At 45.7% G+C, this 19,654-nt stretch carries 18 protein-coding genes; 4 read left to right on the forward strand and 14 right to left on the reverse strand.

Annotation, left to right across the window (positions count from 1 at the left end; genetic code table 11):
* Positions 1-39: 39 nt before the first annotated feature.
* The 3 genes from BLS69_RS17110 to BLS69_RS17120 form a co-directional block, all read right to left on the reverse strand.
* Complete coding sequence (locus BLS69_RS17110) at positions 40-528, reverse strand: DinB family protein (protein ID WP_091033740.1); 489 nt, start codon at positions 526-528, stop codon at positions 40-42.
* A 27-nt stretch (positions 529-555) separates the two neighbouring features.
* Entirely contained in the window at positions 556-1,491 is a 936-nt protein-coding gene (locus BLS69_RS17115) for a helix-turn-helix domain-containing protein (RefSeq protein WP_091033741.1), read from the reverse strand.
* A 240-nt stretch (positions 1,492-1,731) separates the two neighbouring features.
* Positions 1,732-2,586: a helix-turn-helix transcriptional regulator gene (locus BLS69_RS17120; protein ID WP_235431527.1), complete on the reverse strand. Its 855-nt coding sequence runs from the start codon at positions 2,584-2,586 to the stop codon at positions 1,732-1,734.
* Between the two features lie 105 nt (positions 2,587-2,691).
* On the opposite strand from BLS69_RS17120, the gene BLS69_RS17125 reads away from it, so the two are divergent.
* The 3 genes from BLS69_RS17125 (at position 2,692) to BLS69_RS17135 (ending at position 8,210) form a co-directional block, all read left to right on the forward strand.
* Entirely contained in the window at positions 2,692-5,811 is a 3,120-nt protein-coding gene (locus BLS69_RS17125; RefSeq protein WP_091033744.1) for a beta-galactosidase, LacZ type, read from the forward strand.
* A 177-nt stretch (positions 5,812-5,988) separates the two neighbouring features.
* Positions 5,989-7,416: a VanZ family protein gene (locus BLS69_RS17130; protein WP_176872750.1), complete on the forward strand. Its 1,428-nt coding sequence runs from the start codon at positions 5,989-5,991 to the stop codon at positions 7,414-7,416.
* A gap of 107 nt (positions 7,417-7,523) precedes the next feature.
* The gene (locus BLS69_RS17135; RefSeq protein ID WP_091033750.1) at positions 7,524-8,210 is read left to right on the forward strand and encodes a hypothetical protein; all 687 of its coding nucleotides are present in this window, start codon (positions 7,524-7,526) and stop codon (positions 8,208-8,210) included.
* 117 nt (positions 8,211-8,327) lie between these two features.
* Here the strand turns inward: BLS69_RS17135 and BLS69_RS17140 are convergent, their stop codons facing one another.
* The 10 genes from BLS69_RS17140 to BLS69_RS17185 form a co-directional block, all read right to left on the reverse strand.
* On the reverse strand, positions 8,328-8,675 hold the full coding sequence (locus BLS69_RS17140) for a hypothetical protein (protein ID WP_091033752.1): 348 nt from the start codon (positions 8,673-8,675) through the stop codon (positions 8,328-8,330).
* A gap of 127 nt (positions 8,676-8,802) precedes the next feature.
* Entirely contained in the window at positions 8,803-9,039 is a 237-nt protein-coding gene (locus BLS69_RS17145; RefSeq protein ID WP_091033755.1) for a hypothetical protein, read from the reverse strand.
* A gap of 47 nt (positions 9,040-9,086) precedes the next feature.
* Positions 9,087-9,518: a hypothetical protein gene (locus BLS69_RS17150; RefSeq protein ID WP_091033757.1), complete on the reverse strand. Its 432-nt coding sequence runs from the start codon at positions 9,516-9,518 to the stop codon at positions 9,087-9,089.
* Between the two features lie 226 nt (positions 9,519-9,744).
* Entirely contained in the window at positions 9,745-11,379 is a 1,635-nt protein-coding gene (gene groL / locus BLS69_RS17155; protein WP_036611259.1) for a chaperonin GroEL, read from the reverse strand.
* A gap of 73 nt (positions 11,380-11,452) precedes the next feature.
* Entirely contained in the window at positions 11,453-11,734 is a 282-nt protein-coding gene (gene groES, locus BLS69_RS17160) for a co-chaperone GroES (protein WP_017690077.1), read from the reverse strand.
* Positions 11,735-12,134: 400 nt separating this feature from the next.
* Positions 12,135-12,917: a twin-arginine translocase subunit TatC gene (gene tatC, locus BLS69_RS17165; RefSeq protein ID WP_091033760.1), complete on the reverse strand. Its 783-nt coding sequence runs from the start codon at positions 12,915-12,917 to the stop codon at positions 12,135-12,137.
* A 78-nt stretch (positions 12,918-12,995) separates the two neighbouring features.
* Positions 12,996-13,244 (reverse strand): twin-arginine translocase TatA/TatE family subunit, encoded by a 249-nt coding sequence (gene tatA / locus BLS69_RS17170; RefSeq protein ID WP_036668966.1) that lies wholly within the window; start codon positions 13,242-13,244, stop codon positions 12,996-12,998.
* 208 nt (positions 13,245-13,452) lie between these two features.
* Entirely contained in the window at positions 13,453-13,938 is a 486-nt protein-coding gene (locus BLS69_RS17175; RefSeq protein WP_017690080.1) for a MogA/MoaB family molybdenum cofactor biosynthesis protein, read from the reverse strand.
* A 37-nt stretch (positions 13,939-13,975) separates the two neighbouring features.
* A complete protein-coding gene (moaC, locus tag BLS69_RS17180; RefSeq protein ID WP_223869015.1) occupies positions 13,976-14,479 on the reverse strand; it encodes a cyclic pyranopterin monophosphate synthase MoaC in 504 nt (167 codons plus the stop codon).
* Between the two features lie 15 nt (positions 14,480-14,494).
* Positions 14,495-15,133 (reverse strand): 5-formyltetrahydrofolate cyclo-ligase, encoded by a 639-nt coding sequence (locus BLS69_RS17185; protein WP_091033763.1) that lies wholly within the window; start codon positions 15,131-15,133, stop codon positions 14,495-14,497.
* 279 nt (positions 15,134-15,412) lie between these two features.
* Here BLS69_RS17185 and BLS69_RS17190 point away from each other — a divergent pair, with 279 nt between their 5' ends.
* The gene (locus tag BLS69_RS17190; RefSeq protein WP_091033765.1) at positions 15,413-17,371 is read left to right on the forward strand and encodes an ABC-F family ATP-binding cassette domain-containing protein; all 1,959 of its coding nucleotides are present in this window, start codon (positions 15,413-15,415) and stop codon (positions 17,369-17,371) included.
* A 651-nt stretch (positions 17,372-18,022) separates the two neighbouring features.
* Here BLS69_RS17190 and BLS69_RS17195 read toward each other — a convergent pair.
* Positions 18,023-19,582, reverse strand: a complete 1,560-nt coding sequence (locus BLS69_RS17195; protein ID WP_091033768.1) for a 2-isopropylmalate synthase — start codon at positions 19,580-19,582, stop codon at positions 18,023-18,025.
* Between the last annotated feature and the right edge of the window lie 72 nt (positions 19,583-19,654).

The following is a 19,654-nucleotide window of genomic DNA, read 5'->3' on the forward strand; positions in this document are numbered from 1 at the left end:
GTGGGGCTAACTAAGCTTACTTTATTATTACAGGTTTAATTACGCATACAGCATGAAAAAGTTCAGTTCATGGCCCTGCTGCTTGAGATAGTTATACAGCTGCGAACGGTGATGGAATACATGCGTTACCGTTTCAATCTGCCATTGAACCTGCAAATGACCATGTTCCATATAAAAAGCTTTCGTTGAACGATTCAAAAAGTCATCTTCGCTCAATCCCGTGATATAGGCTTTGTAGGATTCGAAATTGCTCCATAATGTTGCTTCAAGCTTCTCGATATCCTCAATCCCCGACAGGCTATTCTCTACCAGCCCAACCTCAGCTTCACCTTTTTCCTGCATAATGGCAAGATCGGATGCGGTAATCTGGATAAAATGATGCACTAGCTCCACCAATGAACGCATATTCTCCTGTGGACGATAAGACCAATCCTCCGAACGGATCAAGCGAATTAACGAAGCCCCCGTACGTACGCCTGTTTCCAATTCATTTAACAAGTGATCCCGAATCTGCAATGTTCCATTCATATATGATGTCTCCCTTACCTTTTATTCTCACGATTTAAGTATAACCGACGTTTCTACAGATCTATTGTACAAATCGGACAACATCCTGCCATGCTCTCTGGCTGCCGTCAATGGAGTCTCTCCATAAAACTTGCGAAATTGCCGAATCAGATGGGCTTGGTCAAAAAATCCATGATTCTGGGCAAGCATTGCCCAGTCTGCCGTGTTTCCCTGATGAATATCTCTCAACACACGATGAAAACGAACCACCTCACTGAATCGTTTGGGGCTGATTCCGACCCATTCCGAGAACTTGCGATGCAACTGCCGTTCACTAATCACTTCACGCATCGCCAGCTCTTGGACAGTCATACGTCCCCCATCTATAAAGATGCGGTGCAGCACGTTTTTCATCAAATTGTTCTCAGATGTGCTTGCCTGCACGGGCAACGGACTCAAGTACGCATTCATAACCTCTACTCGCTCTGCAAAACTATTCGTTTCGGCCATCCGTTCCTGAAGCTCGTTAAGCTTCTCCGGCCAACATTCCTGAAGGGCAATTCGCTTATCCGTAAACCACTCCAGAGGCATGCCATGGAAGACATGCGCTCCACCCGGGAAGAACCGGACACCAAAGGTGTAGTCTCCAGCAGGGGGACCATCATCGGATGGCTCAGGTACAGCGAATGGCTGTGTATAATTGCCACAGTAAGCATAGGAGTGCTCTGAACAGACTGGGTCGTATGTAATCAGCATGTCCGTGCAACCATCCGGCAATACCCGGGCAGGTGCCGTCGTCATCGATCGCTCTGGACCTTCTCTATTAGCAACATCTGCATGCGTGTTCGGAAGAGATCCTGATTCCCAATAACAGGCCACATAAGCCATCAAGCCGGCAGCAGGTATTTTCTCAACATAATAACTGTTAGGGTACGTTCCATTTATCTGAATAGGCTTAAACAACGGGTGCAGGCTGTGATCCACAATTCCATCCTCCGGTCACTAGAGTTGGTTACACATTATGTATTCATCTATCATACCACCAACCGAAGAAATGAAGAAAAAAAGTGCCCTACCGGAGGACAATCCGATAGGGCCAGTCACACATCTATTTAACACGAGAAGGGGTTTACAAGACTTATCTTACCTTCCCAACCTTAATGGAAACTGAAATTGGGATGAATAACAGATCAAAATTCAAAATGAATAACAGCATTCAGACTTTCAATTCAGTCCGTGCAGTTTGCGAAAACGCTCTGGACTCATGCCTGTATGCCTTTTGAACATCGCACAGAAATAACTGGCATTCTCGTAACCCACCCGATCAGCAACTTCATATATTCGAAGCTCTCTCTCACTGAACATAAGTTGTTTGCTTCGATTGATCCGTTCCTGGTTCACGTAAAATACAGGTCTGGTATGGAGTGCTCTCTGAAACAGCCTGCACAAATATTGGGGAGATACCACAGCCACATCGGCAAGTTCCTTCAGGGAAAGTGAACGATCCAGATGCTCTGCGATATAACGCAGCACAGGCTTCAAGCGCTCCAGTTCATCATTATAATTGGCGGATGCGATGAGCAGTGGCTTCAGATCCAGCAGCAGGGCATATAATTGTTTGGAGCATTCCACATCGTAATCTGCGTAATCCGTATCACCGCCATTCTCTCCTCTAACCAGAAGTTGCTCCAGGCCACGCAGCAGCGTTGCTGTCCTGAGTCTGCATACGCGTGAACCGGTTATCCCCGCATAAGATAATAACTGGCTGGCTTCTCTCCCCTGAAATGAGACCCAAGCCAGCTCCCAGCGGTCACTGATGGGCATATATCGATGCGGAACATCGGGATACAGAAAGAAAACGTCACCCGGTCCGACAATATACTCGTCTTCTTGTATAATCAGCCTCCCCTGACCATGAATAATCTGATGGATCTGATAATCCGGGAATCCCTCTGGACGCTCGGTTTCATATTGGTGTTCCCAGTAACCAACCGTGGTCATATAGATCGGCAGGCGAGCAGCTTCTTCTGTTTTACCAAAAAAAATCCGGGTATCCATCCAGTACACCACTTTCTTCATCGTTAGTTTCATATTGTGATATATATGGGCAATATTCTTTATTCTCTAAGTCATCATTCAATTCTATAATGACAATATTATAACATTTCAGAAGGAGTTGCTGTTATGCGAAAGAAACTGGTACACACCCCTCCGGCAAATGGATACCCGGAATGGAACAACAATCCCGAGACTTTTCAAGTAGGACGTCTACCTGCACATGCGTCTATGGTAGCGTTTCCATCTGTAGCAGAAGCGTTATCCAATGAATCCAGCGCATCACCATGGTACGAATCACTGAATGGTCAGTGGAAGTTTGCCTTTGCGGAGACACCGGAGCAACGGATTACATCCTTTTATGAGAACAACTATGATGCCAGTGACTGGGACGAGATCGCCGTTCCTTCCAACTGGCAGCTACAAAGTTACGATTATCCCCAATATACGAATATGACCTATCCGTGGGTCGAACGTGAGCCTGAATTGAAGCCACCATTTGCACCAACAACTTATAATCCGGTGGGTTCGTATATCCGTACGTTTACGGTTCCTGCTGACTGGAAAGACCGTCCTGTTCTGCTGCACTTTGAGGGCGTTGAATCTGCCTTTTATGTATGGGTGAACGGAGAGCTGGTCGGTTATAGCGAAGACACGTTCACACCCGCAGAATTCGATATTACTTCGTATCTAACGGAAGGTGAGAACAAGCTGGCTGTGGAGGTATATCGCTGGTGTGATGCGAGTTGGCTGGAGAACCAGGATTTCTGGCGGTTAAGTGGCATCTTCCGTGGTGTATACCTGCATTCCCCTTCCCCAGTTCAGATCGCCGATTTCTTTGTTCGCACTGAACTGGATGATGCCTATCAGGATGCGGAGCTACAGCTGGATTTAAAATTATTTAATCATAATGCCGCGCAGAACACTGCCGGATTGTCCGTTCAGGCACAGCTCTATGATGCACAGCAACATACTGTACTGAAGCAGCCACTTACTGCGGCCGTTACGTTCCAAGGTGAGGATGAACTTTCATTCCAGTTGTCAACAGAGGTTATAAAGCCGCTTCTATGGAGTGCCGAGTTCCCTCATCTATATACACTTGTGCTGTCCATTCAGAATGAATCGGGCGAAACACTGGAGGCTGTTCGCAGCCGGATTGGATTCCGCAAGTTTGAACTGAAGGACGGCCTGATGCAAATCAATGGCAAACGCATTGTGTTCAAAGGCGTGAATCGTCATGAATTTTCCCCGGATAAGGGTCGAGCCATTGGGCGGGAAGACATGATCCGTGACATCGAGCTGATGAAGTCCTATAACGTTAACGCGGTGCGCACATCCCATTATCCGAATCAGTCACTCTGGTACGAACTGTGTGATGAATACGGCCTCTATGTCATTGACGAAACGAATCTGGAAACTCACGGCACATGGTATTATGGGCAAAAGGAAATGAATGAAAATAACATTCCCGCAAGCAAGCCGGAATGGCGTAATAATGTAATCGATCGCTGTAACTCGATGTTCCAACGGGACAAAAACCATCCGTCCGTTATTATCTGGTCTCTGGGTAATGAATCCTTCGGCGGCGATAATTTCATCGCCATGTACGATTATCTGAAACAAGTCGATCCAACCCGTCTCGTTCATTATGAAGGGACTTTCCATTATCGTCCTTCCGATTCGGCAAGCGACATTGAATCGACGATGTATATCAGCCCACAAGATGTGGAGCAATACGCGCGCATGAAAGGTCCGAAGAAACCTTATATTATCTGCGAATACAGCCATGCCATGGGTAACTCCTGTGGAGGTCTGCATCTGTATTGGGATTTGTTCGATAAATATGATGTGTTGCAGGGTGCATTCATCTGGGACTGGGTCGATCAGTCCATTCGTACCACTACGGCAGACGGTGTAGAATATTTCGCTTATGGCGGAGATTTCGGTGAATCCCCTCATGATGGCAATTTCTGCGGGAACGGACTCATTCTGGCTGATAAGACGGTTACACCGAAGCTGGAAGAAGTGAAGAAATGTTATCAGAACGTTCGTATGGAAACCATTGATGTCAAAGACGGCCTGCTGCGCCTCAAAAACCAGTTCCTGTTCACGGATCTGAGCGAATATTCGCTCGTATGGACAGTAACACACGATGGTGTATCCGTAGAGAACGGCTCGTTGGATATCGCGGTACCTCCTGGCGAATCGGTTGAAGTTCGAATCCCATACACGCCATCATCCGATCTGTTCAAGGAAGCGGTGCTGACTGTATCTCTGGTTACCAAAGTAGCAACAAAATGGGCAGGAACAGGTCATGAAATCGCCTGGGATCAGTTCGTGGTATCTCCACGATTGCGTCCAGTTCAACCGGTACATCAAGGGCAAGGCAATGCGCTACATGTTCAGAATCTGCAAGATGAACTTAGAGTGGCAACGGATATAGTAACCTTGAGCTTCAATCCAGCTACTGGCGCTTTAACGTCTTATCAAATCAACAATCAAGAGCAATTGCTCGCACCTGTCCGGCCGAATTTCTGGAGAGCCATGACAGACAATGATATGGGGAACCGCCTGAATGAGCGTTCTGCCTTCTGGAGAGATGCTCACGCTACCAACAGATTAATTCGTTTCGAACACCATGCAGACGAACAAGGCATTCTCGTGACGAGCAATTATACGTGGGATCAACATCCGGGATGTACGCTGTCTATTACGTACCGAATCGATCCGGATGGCGTGCTCGAAATCAGTCAAACCCTTATTCCAGGCGAAGGCCTACCCGATCTACCGGAATTCGGTATGCTTCTGCAACTGAATAACAGCTTGGATACCATCTCTTGGTACGGCAGAGGCCCGCATGACAATTATGCAGACCGTCTAACCAGTGCACGTCTCGGCTATTACACAGGTGCGGTTCGAGATCAATTTGTTCCATATCTGAAACCACAAGAGTGTGGTAACAAAACGGATGTACGCTTCGCTGAAATAACGTCAACGGATGGTCAAAGTGGCCTGCATGTAGAAGCCACCATACCATTTGAAATCAATGCGTTGCCTTGGACACCCGAGGAACTGGAAGCAAACGACCATGTGTACAAATTACCTCAGAGCACACAAACTGTCGCTCGCATCAATTACAAACAAATGGGTGTTGGCGGAGATGACAGCTGGGGTGCACGTACCCACGCTGAATACACCTTGCCAGCCAACCGCGCGTATCACTTCACCTTTACGGTAAGACCTGTATAACATCAAGCAAGCACTGCTGGCAATATGCCGGCAGTGCTTTTTTTATTCATACAATCTAATCTTACATTTTTGAAAGATTCGTGAAAGATAGATACATAGGAGTTACAACCACCATTGATTATACTTTAAACAAACAAGATGCTGACAATGAACACAAAATAAATGGAGGAGTTACAAATGGATTTAATACAAGTTATAGGCAGAATATTGCCTATCTTAGCTATTGCATTGGCCGCAGGAGTTGTTGTAATCGGTATTACTTATTCAGTATATATTGCATATAGGAAAAGAGGGGGTAAAAGAAGCATAACTAACAGGCAATTTATAGCGTCATTTTTGATCTTGGGTTGGTTTGTCATTGTTATGACTTTAACCACATTTAGCAGAGGAGCTAATTATGAGGGTTGGATCAATTTAGAGCTATTCAGTGGCTATATAAATGCATGGAATCAATGGTCGTTGAGCGAATTCCAGCTCATCATTTTTAACATGTTGATGTTCGCACCATTCGGTTTTATACTTCCGCATATCGGAATGAAAACGCGTCACTTTAAGCCCGTGCTACTCATATCGCTGTTGGTAACATTGGGTATCGAAATTTTACAAATGAGCACCGGCAGGGGAATATTTGAACTTGATGATATTCTACATAATACACTAGGTAGTATGGCAGGATATTTGTTGATGAGAGCGATCCTCGACAGTGTTGAGCAAAGAAAGATCACCTTAAGGTCACTATGGAAGGCACTCTGCATCCCACTAGTTTTTACGATGCTTTTTTCCAGTGCTTTTATCATTTATCACAACAAAGAACTTGGTAATCTCTCCATACGTCCAGCTATTTCTCAAAATATGAATCAAGTCGAAGTAACGCTTAACACAAGGTTACCGGATGAGGCCGAGAAAGTATCTCTTTATCGCAGTAGTGAAATTCACAACCTGGAATATGCCAAACGAGTTGCCTCTCTAATGAAGGATTATTTTGAATTACATCAGAAAGGTAGCATATCTATTGATGGATACAACCGAATTTGGAGTTTTCTTGACAATACGGGAACAGAATATACCTTTAATTATGACGTCAGTCGAGGCACATGGTGGCTGGCATCTAATATTGAAGCAAGCACTCCAGTAGAGCCGGAAGATTTAATCAAACAAGGACAAGAGTATGGCAGTTGGTTGATTGAGAATGACTTATTGCCTAAGAAAGCGATATTCAGCACGCAAAATGGAGACACGGTCCGATGGGATATCGAAAAAACAGTTACAGATATCGCGAAGGGTGACCGCGATTATGATACCGGACTAGTTATGATTGTCCCATCAGCAGAACCTATGATTCCTCAGAATTTATTATACTCTATGAATAAAAATATTTATGTGCGAGTGGTTGATATTATCAGTCCGGCTGAGGCATACGAAGAAATTCCCAAGGGAAACTTTTCGATCTATAACAACTTAAAGAAAGGAGACAAACTAAGTGTGAACAAGTATGAACTGACTTACACCTATGATTCAAAAGGTTATTATCAGCCAGTTTATCGATTTGAAGGAGAGATCAATGGAGAGAATTGGGATGCCTTGATCCCAGCAGTAATGAATTGATTTCAGCTTCTGCCTGCCTTGATGTATGAGTTTGAAGTTTTTCATGAGAACATTATAATAAATGAGGTGCTCGAACGATGAAATTATTTTGATTACGAGGTGAGAATTTGCAATATCTGTTTACCGCTCTCTTCATTCTTGGTTTCATTGCTTTCTTGGGATTTCTTGTTCTGATGATCTTATCTATTCGCAAAGGTAATAGGTTGCCGATCAAATACATTATTCTAACAACGGCCTGTTTTGCGATTGCTTCAATTGGGTTGTATGGCATGCTGACTTTATCTTCGAACTCTAATCAGTCTGAAATAGATCAGCCCCCTTCATCCCAAATCGAACTTTCTGGCCTCCATATGACTACCGATGAATTTAAAAACAAGTTTAATGGTGCCGTAGGCAAATACCGACTGAACGGGCTGAGTATTACCCGCTTGGATATGAATAACTCTTCTGAGCAGGGCACTAGCGCTTTCGAGTATATATTCAATGATGAATTGCGCTTGGTTGGTGTAGTGAATGCAGATGAGAGCGTACAGGAAGTCAGGTTATATGGAACTGGTGATACGCGTAAACCAACGGGTGGAATTTTTTTGACTACTATCGCCACACTCATTCTTACAACCAATAGTGAGTACACGTATAACGATGCACAAGATGTCATCCAGGATATCGGTCTATTGGATCGCGATGTGAATCAGTCTGATTTTGATGGGGCGACAGTTCGAAATGGATTGGAATATCGCTTCAGCATTCAGGATCATGATCACTCGACTTTTGAAATAACTGTTGCGAAATGAGACCCCATTGTGTGAAAAGGCCGCTCCATGAAGGAACGGCCTAACGTGTGGAATATACTATATAATGATTCAGTAGTTGCCACCAAACCAATGATGAACACCTCCACCACGCGAGACTTACTCAAAAGTTACAATCTCACTCTGATTGTTCCAATTCATTTTAAAGGTAATCGGGTCTTTCGTTTTCTCCGCCTCAGTAACCGTTCCCGACATACTGAACGGTACCCCTTGTTCCTCAAGCGCTTTCCCCTGTTGTTTTATATTATTGCCGGTAAGGTCAAACACAAAATCCTTTATACGCTTTTCATCACCTATATAAGTAATACTATAGATCCCTGTTGATCTCTGAAGAGACACATCCCAGTTATCGCTCTTTCCGTGTAGCCTATCATCCGCACCACAAGCTGACAAAATAGATAAAAGTAATACAGTACAAAGAATCAATGGCAATTTAAATAATTTCATAAAATCCCTCCAATATAATAAAATAACCAAAAATTGAAAAATCAATCTCCATAAACGGCTGATAAATCAATTGGCTAGATTATCAGATCAGAGCTAAGCTACGTTACGTGTGATAATCATGTATAATCTATCTTGTGTATCGATTAATGTCATCGTTCGCAGATTGGTGCTCTCTTCTATGATGATCTTCATGCTGACGGACGTCGTTCTTTAACTTTGCTAAGAATCCCCATCCCATAAAGGCAAGTAAAAGCACGGTAATCAGTGCATAAGCAAAGCTATATAGATTCATAAAAAAGTTGATAAATATTGCAGCGAGCATCAAGCCCAGAATCCACAATGTCCACTTTGTACCCTTTCTCAAAACATTTCCTCCTCCTTTAGAATAAATTCCCAAATCATTTATAAGCATCAGTTCCCCAGAGAAACATCTAATGCGCCAGACATCCCTTGCGCAGAAGAGGTACTCACATAATACCAACCCGTGGACAATGCTTTGTCAATAAAATATGTATGCTCTTCTCCATCTGCTGAGACAATGCCAGACTTTATTGCGGTTCCACTTGTAGATCCTTCATTGATCGTGAACGTGAAGTGTTTCGAACCCGTGTTTTTAAAACTCACTTTAACATAACTAAATCCTGCCGGAATATCAAACCGATGTGTATTTGTAGTACCTACGAAATCTTCATTATTGATTACTGTTAATGTCGTTGCTGGAGTACTTCTAGGTTCATTTGCTTTTACTAATCTCTCTTCAGAATTGGAAGTGAAATTATAAATTAAGATGATAATAACAGCAGACACCAAACCTGCCACTATTATTTTTCTACCAGGTTTCATGATGTATGACCTCCATATCTCATTACTAAAGGAAAAAGGGGAAATCCCCCACATTGTGACTTTGATTATAAAATACTCAATAAAATAAAAACCACTCCTTAATAATTACTAAGGAGTGGTTTTTATTTATGATTTGTAACAGTGGCCGCTTCACAAATTCTTGTCACATCGTAACGAGAATCCACTCTGCCAGGCACATGATGCTTTAAAGGTTTTTACACCTTTATTACATCATGCCGCCCATTCCACCCATACCGCCCATGTCAGGCATTCCGCCACCAGCACCTGCTGGTTCTGGTTTGTCAGCGATAACCGCTTCAGTCGTCAGGAACATTGCTGCTACGGAAGCAGCGTTTTGCAATGCATAACGAGTTACTTTTGCAGGGTCAACGATACCTGCTTCGATCATGTTAACCCACTCGCCAGTTGCAGCGTTGAAGCCGATTCCTGTTTGTTCTTTTTTCAGACGTTCCACGATTACGGAACCTTCTTCGCCAGCGTTAGCTGCGATTGTGCGGATTGGTGCTTCCAGAGCACGCAGGACGATGTTTACGCCTGTTTGCTCGTCACCGGACAGAGCTACAGCCGCAACCGCGCTATATACGTTCATGAGCGCTGTACCACCACCGGATACGATACCTTCTTCAACCGCTGCGCGAGTTGCGTTCAGGGCATCTTCGATGCGAAGTTTGCGTTCTTTCAATTCTGTTTCAGTAGCCGCACCAACTTTGATTACTGCTACACCGCCGGACAATTTAGCCAGACGCTCTTGCAGTTTCTCTTTGTCGAACTCGGAAGTTGTTTCTTCCAGTTGTGTACGGATTTGGCTAACACGTGCATCGATATCGGATTTGTTACCAGCACCGTCAACGATGATTGTGTTTTCTTTTGTTACGCGGATTTGACGAGCTGTACCCAGTTGTTCCACAACAGCGGATTTCAGGTCCAGACCCAGTTCTTCCGTGATCAATTGGCCACCAGTGAGGGCAGCGATGTCTTGCAGCATTGCTTTACGACGGTCACCGAATCCTGGAGCTTTAACAGCTACAGCATTGAATGTACCACGCAATTTGTTCACAACCAGCATAGCCAGTGCTTCGCCTTCGATATCTTCAGCGATCAATACCAGCGGTTTGCCTTGTTGAACGATTTTCTCAAGCAATGGCAAGATATCTTGCGTGCTGGAGATTTTTTTGTCTGTGATCAAGATGTACGGATTGTCCAAAACAGCTTCCATTTTGTCCGTATCAGTGATCATGTAAGGAGAGATGTATCCACGGTCGAATTGCATACCTTCAACCACTTCAAGCTCTGTAGCGAATCCTTTGGATTCTTCTACTGTGATCACGCCATCTTTACCTACTTTTTCCATAGCTTCAGCGATCAGTTCGCCTACTTCTTCGTCAGCTGCAGAGATTGCTGCAACTTGTGCGATGGATTGTTTGGAATCGATTGGTTTAGAGATGGATTGCAATTCTGCAACCGCAGCTTTAACCGCTTTGTCGATCCCTTTACGGATACCGATTGGGCTAGCGCCTGCAGTTACGTTTTTCAGACCTTCTGTGATCAGCGCTTGCGCCAATACAGTTGCTGTTGTAGTACCGTCACCGGCAACATCGTTGGTTTTCGTTGCTACTTCTTTAACCAGTTGTGCACCCATGTTCTCGAATGCATCTTCCAGTTCGATTTCTTTAGCAATGGTTACACCATCGTTTGTGATGAGCGGGCTTCCGAATTTTTTCTCCAGAACCACGTTACGGCCTTTAGGACCGAGTGTTACTTTTACTGCATTAGCCAATGCATCCACACCACGAAGCATGGAGCGACGAGCGTCTTCACTGAATTTAATGTCTTTAGCCATGTTAAGAAAACCTCCCTAGTTTTTGTTGGAAAATGGTCGTGCTATATGGTTCGGTTATCCGATTAAATTTGAATTAGTCGAGAATCGCGTGAATATCGCTTTCTTTCATAATCAAATATTCTTTACCTTCGAATTTGATTTCTGTACCGGCATATTTGGAGAAAATAACGCGATCTCCTTCTTTCACTTCCAGAGCTACACGTACGCCGTCTTTCAATACTCCAGCACCAACTGCAATGATTCTACCCTCTTGCGGTTTTTCTTTGGCGGAGTCCGGGAGTACGATCCCGAAAGAAGTTGTTTGTTCTTGCTCCAGTGGTTCTACCAATACGCGTTCACCTAAAGGTCTGATCATGAAAAATAGCCTCCTTTTGAAATTATATAACGTTACATTGTAGGTTGTAGCCATATGTATTAGCACTCGACAGTGTTCAGTGCTAACAACCAACTTTATGATACTCAACTTGAAGCATGATTTCAAGTCCTTTTGACGAATTCCTGCGAGAATTTACGTTGAATTTACACAAACATAGCCAAATTACACCCGCTGTGCCTGGTTCTATGTTGCAATTCACTAATCTTATTCTACGAAATTGTTTAGCCCTTCTGCAACGTTAGCGGACAGTCCCTTTCCCATTGTATCCATTGTTGAACATAATATGCCTGCTTGTCCTGTCGTGTTGGTCGGCAGTCTACAGAAATAGCCCGGATAAGAACATACCGTCTTTTCCGGGCACATTACAGCTTATCCTCATTCAACCCGCATGTTTCTTATCCTCGGCACGAACATAGCGGGATTCGATCTCTTCATCGGCTGCAAGCTGCTTGCGATATACGATTGCGGATAATAACACACTGATCTCATATAACAGGAGCAAGGGAATCATCACCAGCAGATCAGATATAAAGTCTGGAGGTGTAATAACCACTGCAATGAAGATCAGAACAAAATAAGCAACTCTGCGCATCTTGCGAAGGCGAATTGGATTCAGAATCCGCAGTCCTGTCAGAAACATAATAAGTAAAGGAAGTTCAAATAGCAGGGACACAGGCAACACGATTCCAAACAGGAAGCTGAAATACTGTTTCATCCCGTAGGTCTCCACAAGCCCCATCTTCTCTGTTATCGCTGTTGTAAAGGCAAGTGCCATCGGAAAAATAACATAATACGAGAAAGCCATACCTGTCAGAAATAAAAGAAACACATAGGGCACATACTTCAGCGTTGCTTTTCGCTCGCGCGGTTTCAGCCCCGGACTAACAAACTTCCAGATCTGATACACCGTAAACGGCAATGTAATAATAAGTGAGAACAACCCTGCAATCTTCATATAGATGCCAATCCCGTCCCAGAACGAGAAGGCATGTAATACAAAACCTTTTGCCGACTCTGCCTTGGTCAGATATTGGTATACCGGGTCCGCCACAAAAAATCCTGCAATCAGTCCCAGCACAAAAATGCTTAGTACATAAATCAGCCGCTTCCGCAGCTCACTCAGATGTTCCGTAATCGACATTTCTTCCATTTGCTGCGTCATGCCTGCCCCCCATTATTGCCAGCTTAAAATACAAAACCCTTCCGGCAGGAAGGGATTTCTCTTTCATTGCCGTCAAGATTATTCCGGCAGGCGTTTATCAGCAGGCTTGTCTGCAGGTGTGCTCTCAGCCGCCAGCGGTTTCGCCTTCTCCTGCTCTTTGCGATTGGACGAGTCATCCTCAGAGATAATCTCGCGAGCGCCCTCTTTGAATTCACGGAAGGTACGCCCAACTGCACGTCCCAGTTCCGGAAGTTTGTTGGGTCCAAACAACAACAATGCAATCACGGCCAGCAAAATAAACCCCGTTGGTCCAATGGAACTAAACATTGATATTCCTCCTCGTCTCAAGCTTCGAAGATGCGCATATTCGGCCAGATGTTCATAGATGTCTCTGCTGCGTTCTTAATTTAAGCCCATCATACCATAGATGTAACCACTTACATAACCCGCAAAATTCACAAATAAGAGATGTCACTAGAACAATCTAACAACAGTCATGGCTAATCGGATATCTTGCCCCAGAGTCCATGCTCGATTATTGCTTGAACTGACCCGTAACCATCAGCAGCGCTTCCGGAAGCTGATCCATAATGGCAGCCAGATGTTCATGCACACCCTTTGGTGTACCTGGCAGATTAACAATCAGCGTGCGTCCACGAATGCCACATACCCCGCGGAACAGCATTGCAGAACGGTTTTTGCTCATTACACTGTACCGCATGGCCTCTGCCATCCCGGGAACTTCCCGCTCAATTACGCGCCGGGTCGCTTCCGGAGTAATATCACGAATGGCCAGCTCCGTGCCACCGGTAGTCAGCACCAGATCGGCGTGAAAATAATCCGTCATCTCAATCAAAGCCGCAATAATCTCATCGGGTTCATCCGGAACGATACGGTACTCCACGATTTGACCACCCAGCTCTTCTTCCACCAGCTCCCGAATGACTTGTGCACTCGTATCCTCACGTTCCCCGCGGGCTCCTTTGTCACTGGCTGTCAGGATTGCTGTTCTCCACACCATAAAGATCACCCTTCTCCTCTATGAAAATAAATATTGCCTATCGGCTGTAATCGCCGTTTTTGCCACCACTCTTGGAATTCAGCATGGTTGGACCGATAATCATATCTTTTTGCATGGCCTTGCACATGTCATAGACCGTCAGTGCTGCAGCTGAGGCAGCCGTGAGCGCCTCCATCTCAACACCCGTTTTGCCTTCAGTTTTGACAGTAACTTCAATGTGTAATTCATCCACTCCGTTATCATGAAAACGAATATCCACACCCGTCAGTGCCAGCGGATGGCACATCGGAATCCAGTCCGACGTTTTCTTCGCGCCTTGAATCCCGGCAATCTGAGCCACAGCCAGAACATCACCTTTACCGATTCGGCCCTCCCGAATCGCTTCCAGTGTATCTGGATTCATCGTCACCTTGGTTACGGCCACAGCCGTACGTACGGTAATTTCCTTACCCGAAATATCAACCATCCGGGCCCGCCCTTGTTCATTAAAATGGGTCAGTTTGCCACCCGAAGCCTGGCCGTTGTTCACTTCTGAACTCAATCACATCACAACCCTTTATTCGATATGTAATATACCTTCGGTTGTTATCAACAGATCAATCCGCAGATCGAGCAGGTCCATTGGGATCTCCTCTTGTAGCTGACCCGGCAATACCATCGCAGCCATCAACGGTTTCTTGCCCGTCATCACACATGTTGCTGCAAGCGTCTCGGCAAAACGATCATAATAACCGCCACCATAACCAATACGCCCTCCATGGTGATCATAACCAAGCCCCGGTACCAATACGAGATCGATATCCGGCCAATCATCAGTTGTCAGGACTTCACAGGAATCCTTAGGTTCGGGTATCCCCCATATGCCTGGCTCCAGATCCTGTTCTCCGGTCACTCGCCGTAGCTCCATTCGGGGTGGATTCGCCAATACTTTTGGTGCAAGCATCACATCTCCATGTTTCCAGCCCTCTTGAAACAGAAAAGCTGTGGACGCTTCGCTTCCATAGGACAAATAACTGAATATGACGAGTGGTCTGTTCACGACCTTACTCTTGGCCTGTCTAAGGCGTTCCAGCTCCCGCTTCACTCCAGCGTTAATCTTAGTCATTGCCTGCTGACGCATGCCTGCATCCATCAGATCACGGCTCTGTCTCAGTCTGGATCGAAGCTGACTTTTCAGTTCCGCATGATCCTGCATATCCTTGAATAACCTCCTGTTGATAGGGAAGGTAGAAAAAAGCTCTCATTAAAAACAATTTATATGTTATGACCAGTTGTCATCTTGTTGAAATGGTTAAAATGATTCATTTTCTGCAAAATCCTCATGTAATAACATGTCTTCTTTCAGTTTATCATTGATTGATCAAAAAGACTACATGCCCCATGCGTTCCCAATCGGTGCAATTGCTCTGTATTTCATGTAAACTGGGATATAGTTGTCATATCAAGAACTGGACCTATGGAGGAACTTAATTTTATGCTGCTGCAAGTATCCGGAATTATCAAACGTTTTGGTGTCGATCCAATCCTGGACGGCGTGAACTTACAAATATTGGAACGCGAGCGCATCGGCCTCGTTGGTGTAAACGGTGCAGGAAAATCCACTTTGCTCAAAATTGTGGCGGGTGAAATGTCCTATGACGGGGGACAGATTTTCAAATCCAAAGAAACAACGCTCGGTTACCTGGCTCAGAACAGCGGGCTGCAGTCCGACCGTACCATCTGGGAAGAAATGATGAACGTCTTCGCTCACCTGACACAGGCTGAAGCAGATTTGCGTCAGATGGAACGCGATATTGCCGACCCTGCCCAGATGGAAGATGAGAAAAAGTACGCGGACCTGCTGGAACGTTATGCGAAACGCTCCGATTGGTTCAAGGACCATGGCGGTTATGAGATGGAAACCCGCATTCGCAGCGTACTGCACGGGATGGGATTCGGCGAATTTTCGCCAGACACCCCTATTGCTACTCTAAGCGGCGGGCAGAAGACACGCCTTGCGCTAGCTCGTATTTTGCTTCAGGCACCCGATCTGCTCATGCTCGACGAGCCTACCAACTATCTCGATATCGCCACCCTTACTTGGTTGGAAGATTATCTGAGAGGTTATTCAGGCGCACTACTCGTGGTATCCCATGACCGGTACTTCCTTGATCGACTCGTAACAACCATCGTGGAGATCGAACGTCACCGCTCCAAAAAATACACGGGCAATTACAGCCGTTATATGGAACTCAAAGCTGCCGAATATGAAACTCAGATGAAGCAATATGAGAAACAACAGGGTGAAATCTCCAAGATGGAAGATTTTGTCCAGAAAAATATCGTGCGTGCCTCGACGACCAAGCGGGCTCAAAGCCGCCGCAAGGCCCTCGACAAAATGGAGCGCCTCGATAAACCGATGGGTGATCTGAAAAAAGCTCATTTTTCCTTCGAAACCGCCGTTATGTCCGGCAAAGAAGTGCTTCGAGTGGATCAGCTGTCTGTCGCTTATGATGAGGCTTCTCCATTGTTCCGCAATGTATCCTTCGATCTGCGGCGCGGGGAAACGGTTGCTCTGATTGGTCCAAACGGTATTGGTAAATCCACCATGCTGAAGTGCCTCACCGGAAGTTTGCGTCCGGTAACCGGGGATATCCAATGGGGAACAAAAGTGCAGATTGGCTATTATGATCAGGAGCAGACTGGGCTCAATCCGTCCAATACGGTTCTGGAAGAACTGTGGAGTGCCTATCCCGGGATGGAAGAAGCACGCATTCGGACCGTACTGGGGAACTTTTTGTTCAGCGGTGACGATGTGCTCAAGAAGATCTCCTCCCTCAGCGGCGGTGAGAAAGCACGTGTCTCTCTCTCCAAGCTGATGCTGAAGGAAGCGAATATGCTCATTCTGGATGAGCCTACGAACCATCTCGACCTGTTTGCCAAAGAAGTGCTGGAAGCGGCGTTAATGGATTATGAAGGCACTCTGCTGTTCATCTCCCATGACCGGTACTTCCTCAACAAAATGGCTGAGCGCATTGTCGAGCTTCATCCAGGCGGCACGGAACACTATCTCGGTAATTATGATGATTATGTGGAGAAGAAACAGGAGCTTGAGGACATCGCACGTGAAGCAGCTGAGGCACGTCAGGCTTCAGCCAAGAACTCGTCCAAATCCGATCTGAACACAGCCACAACCGAAAAATCCGGAGCGGCTTCATTCGAAGCGGAAAAACAGGCGAAACGTGAAGAACGTAACCGGCAACGCAAGCAGGAAGCTCTGGAACAACAGATTGCGGAGTTGGAAACGAAGATTACAGATCTTGAGGCACAGATGGCTCTGCCTGAAATCTATCAGGATTATATGAAGCTGCAAGAACTCCAGCAACAAACGGAGGAACACAAAGCAGAACTCATCAAGGCATACGAGGACTGGGAAGAACTAGCTATGGAATAGTACCAATAGTACAGACTCATAACATGGTTTGATCGCGTCCGAACAAGTATAGTTGTACCATCGGCTGATTCCTTATTGGGATCAGCTTTTTGTTTGTTAAGGATGAGTATTGAAGGTATGCACCTTATGTTTTTTATGTTCCATGAGATTGAACTCTAACAAACGGAGGTTGGGAGAGCTGTTTTGGCTTTTGTCAAATTTACTCGAATGAAGAGAAATATTTTTATCCCCCTTCCCCTCACACTTATCCACAAGAAAGCAAGATAGCAAGCACATTAATAAGCTTAATTATACAGCGGTAGAATAGCCTTTTACACACAAAAACCATATTTATCCACTAAGTTATCCACTTTATCCACAACTTTGTGGATAGTAAGGAGTCATTCTATCCCCTAAACCCTTTTCGTTTCGAAAACTATACTGGTTTGACTTTGCGGTAGTTACCCACAAATTACACTGGATATGTGGATAACTATAGTCACACCTTGACAAATGCATTCTCCCGCTCCTCAATGTTCCTCCATAATAAGACAAAAGCAGACCTTTGTCGTTCAAGGCCTGCCCGTCATTTATTTACTATATGCCATGCATATTTACATCAAATCGCACTTGCTACTATTGCCGCTGTAGATGCGATCTGGCAAAGATGTTTTACGCATGCGCTTCTTGTTCATGATGTTCGGAAGACTCGGCCTTCAGCCCAGCAGCATTACAAGCCGCTACATACGCAAGACCGGCAGCCATGACGATATCATTATGTGTTGCCGTTCCCCGGAACTCACGCCCTGCACGCTCCACGGTAACTACAGCTTCTGCACTTGCACCTTCTCCCCCACTCAAGGCATGCATCTCCATATCAACAAATGCAATATCATCGGAAATGCTCTGACCAATCGCACGAATGGTCGCATCCACGGGTCCACCGCCAACAGCGGAGTAAGATTGTTCTCCAGCGCTTGTGCGAATGCGAACGGCGGCCATTCGATCCGTCATGCTGCCCGCCGTCACCTGCAATTCAACCAGTTCATAGTCCTGTGCAGGAATATTCATGGTCTGGCTAACCATCTGTAATAACTGGTCATCACTGACCACTTTTTGCTGGTCTGCGGTTTCTTTGAACACCTCATACAATTGCTCCATCTGTTGCTCATCCGGTTCAAAACCGTATTTGCGAACCCGATCCTTCAGGGCGTGACGACCGGAGTGTTTGCCCAAAATAATCATGCTGCGCGGAATACCCAGCGCTTCCGGGTCCATAATCTCATAGGTATTCCGATTCTTCAGCAGACCATCCTGATGGATGCCTGATTCATGCTGGAACGCATTACGTCCCACCACCGGTTTATTGTATGCAATCGGGAAGTGCATCGCCCGGCTAATCTGACGTGAAGTTTCATATAGCTGATTCAGCTTAATGTTCGTCGTTGCACCAATCGCGTCTCCCCGAGTCTCCAGCGCCATAATCAGCTCTTCCAGTGCACAGTTCCCCGTCCGTTCTCCGATACCATTAATGGTCACTTCAATCTGGGTAGCTCCATTGGCAATCGCAGCCAAACTATTGGCTACGGCCAAGCCCAGATCATTATGACAATGAGCACTATAGCGAACCTGATCGCCGCCTCTTGCACCCTCACGCACCCGGCGGAACATCTCACCATACTCATGTGGCAGAGCATAACCGACCGTATCCGGCAGATTAATAATGCTCGCTCCAGCTTCAATGGCGACTTCAACCATTTCAATCAAATCGTCCATTTTGGTACGGGCAGCGTCCATGGCTGTGAACTCTACGATGTCCGTGAACTGACGTGCATAAGATACCATCTCACGAGCGGTAGCTACCACTTCACTGCGCGGACGGCGTAGTTGATGCTCAATATGAATATCCGAGGAAGAGATAAACAGGTGAATTCGGCGCCGTGCTGCATCCGCTGTTGCTTGAACTGCAGCATCGATATCACCTTTGACCGCACGCGCGAATCCACAGATCTCCACGTTCTGCAACTGTCTCGAAATCGCCTGAACCGCCGCGAACTCACCTGGACTGGAGATCGGGAATCCAGGCTCAATGACGTCGATACCCAGAGAAGCCAGTTGGTGTGCCAGTTCAATCTTTTGCTCGGGTTGCAGACTTGCTCCTGGTGCCTGTTCTCCATCGCGCAGTGTTGTATCAAAAATCTCAATCATGCGTTTGTTATTAGTTGTTGTCATATCCATCAACCTCCATCAAATTTTTATAAATATTTTCGTTACGATCCATGAGCCACAGAACACCCGCTAATC

Origin of the sequence: Paenibacillus sp. CF095, assembly GCF_900101225.1 — a bacterium.
Lineage (GTDB): Bacteria > Bacillota > Bacilli > Paenibacillales > Paenibacillaceae > Paenibacillus.

Bases quoted from the DNA above. Each gene is read 5' to 3' on its own strand.
- BLS69_RS17195 (WP_091033768.1), bottom strand. From the start codon at position 19,582: ATGACAACAACTAATAACAAACGCATGATTGAGATTTTTGATACAACA.
- groES (WP_017690077.1), bottom strand. From the start codon at position 11,734: ATGATCAGACCTTTAGGTGAACGCGTATTGGTAGAACCACTGGAGCAA.
- BLS69_RS17175 (WP_017690080.1), bottom strand. From the start codon at position 13,938: ATGGTGTGGAGAACAGCAATCCTGACAGCCAGTGACAAAGGAGCCCGC.
- BLS69_RS17190 (WP_091033765.1), top strand. From the start codon at position 15,413: ATGCTGCTGCAAGTATCCGGAATTATCAAACGTTTTGGTGTCGATCCA.
- BLS69_RS17125 (WP_091033744.1), top strand. From the start codon at position 2,692: ATGCGAAAGAAACTGGTACACACCCCTCCGGCAAATGGATACCCGGAA.
- tatA (WP_036668966.1), bottom strand. From the start codon at position 13,244: ATGTTTAGTTCCATTGGACCAACGGGGTTTATTTTGCTGGCCGTGATT.
- BLS69_RS17150 (WP_091033757.1), bottom strand. From the start codon at position 9,518: ATGAAACCTGGTAGAAAAATAATAGTGGCAGGTTTGGTGTCTGCTGTT.
- BLS69_RS17185 (WP_091033763.1), bottom strand. From the start codon at position 15,133: ATGCAGGATCATGCGGAACTGAAAAGTCAGCTTCGATCCAGACTGAGA.
- groL (WP_036611259.1), bottom strand. From the start codon at position 11,379: ATGGCTAAAGACATTAAATTCAGTGAAGACGCTCGTCGCTCCATGCTT.
- BLS69_RS17130 (WP_176872750.1), top strand. From the start codon at position 5,989: ATGGATTTAATACAAGTTATAGGCAGAATATTGCCTATCTTAGCTATT.
- BLS69_RS17140 (WP_091033752.1), bottom strand. From the start codon at position 8,675: ATGAAATTATTTAAATTGCCATTGATTCTTTGTACTGTATTACTTTTA.
- tatC (WP_091033760.1), bottom strand. From the start codon at position 12,917: ATGACGCAGCAAATGGAAGAAATGTCGATTACGGAACATCTGAGTGAG.
- BLS69_RS17110 (WP_091033740.1), bottom strand. From the start codon at position 528: ATGAATGGAACATTGCAGATTCGGGATCACTTGTTAAATGAATTGGAA.
- BLS69_RS17120 (WP_235431527.1), bottom strand. From the start codon at position 2,586: ATGAAGAAAGTGGTGTACTGGATGGATACCCGGATTTTTTTTGGTAAA.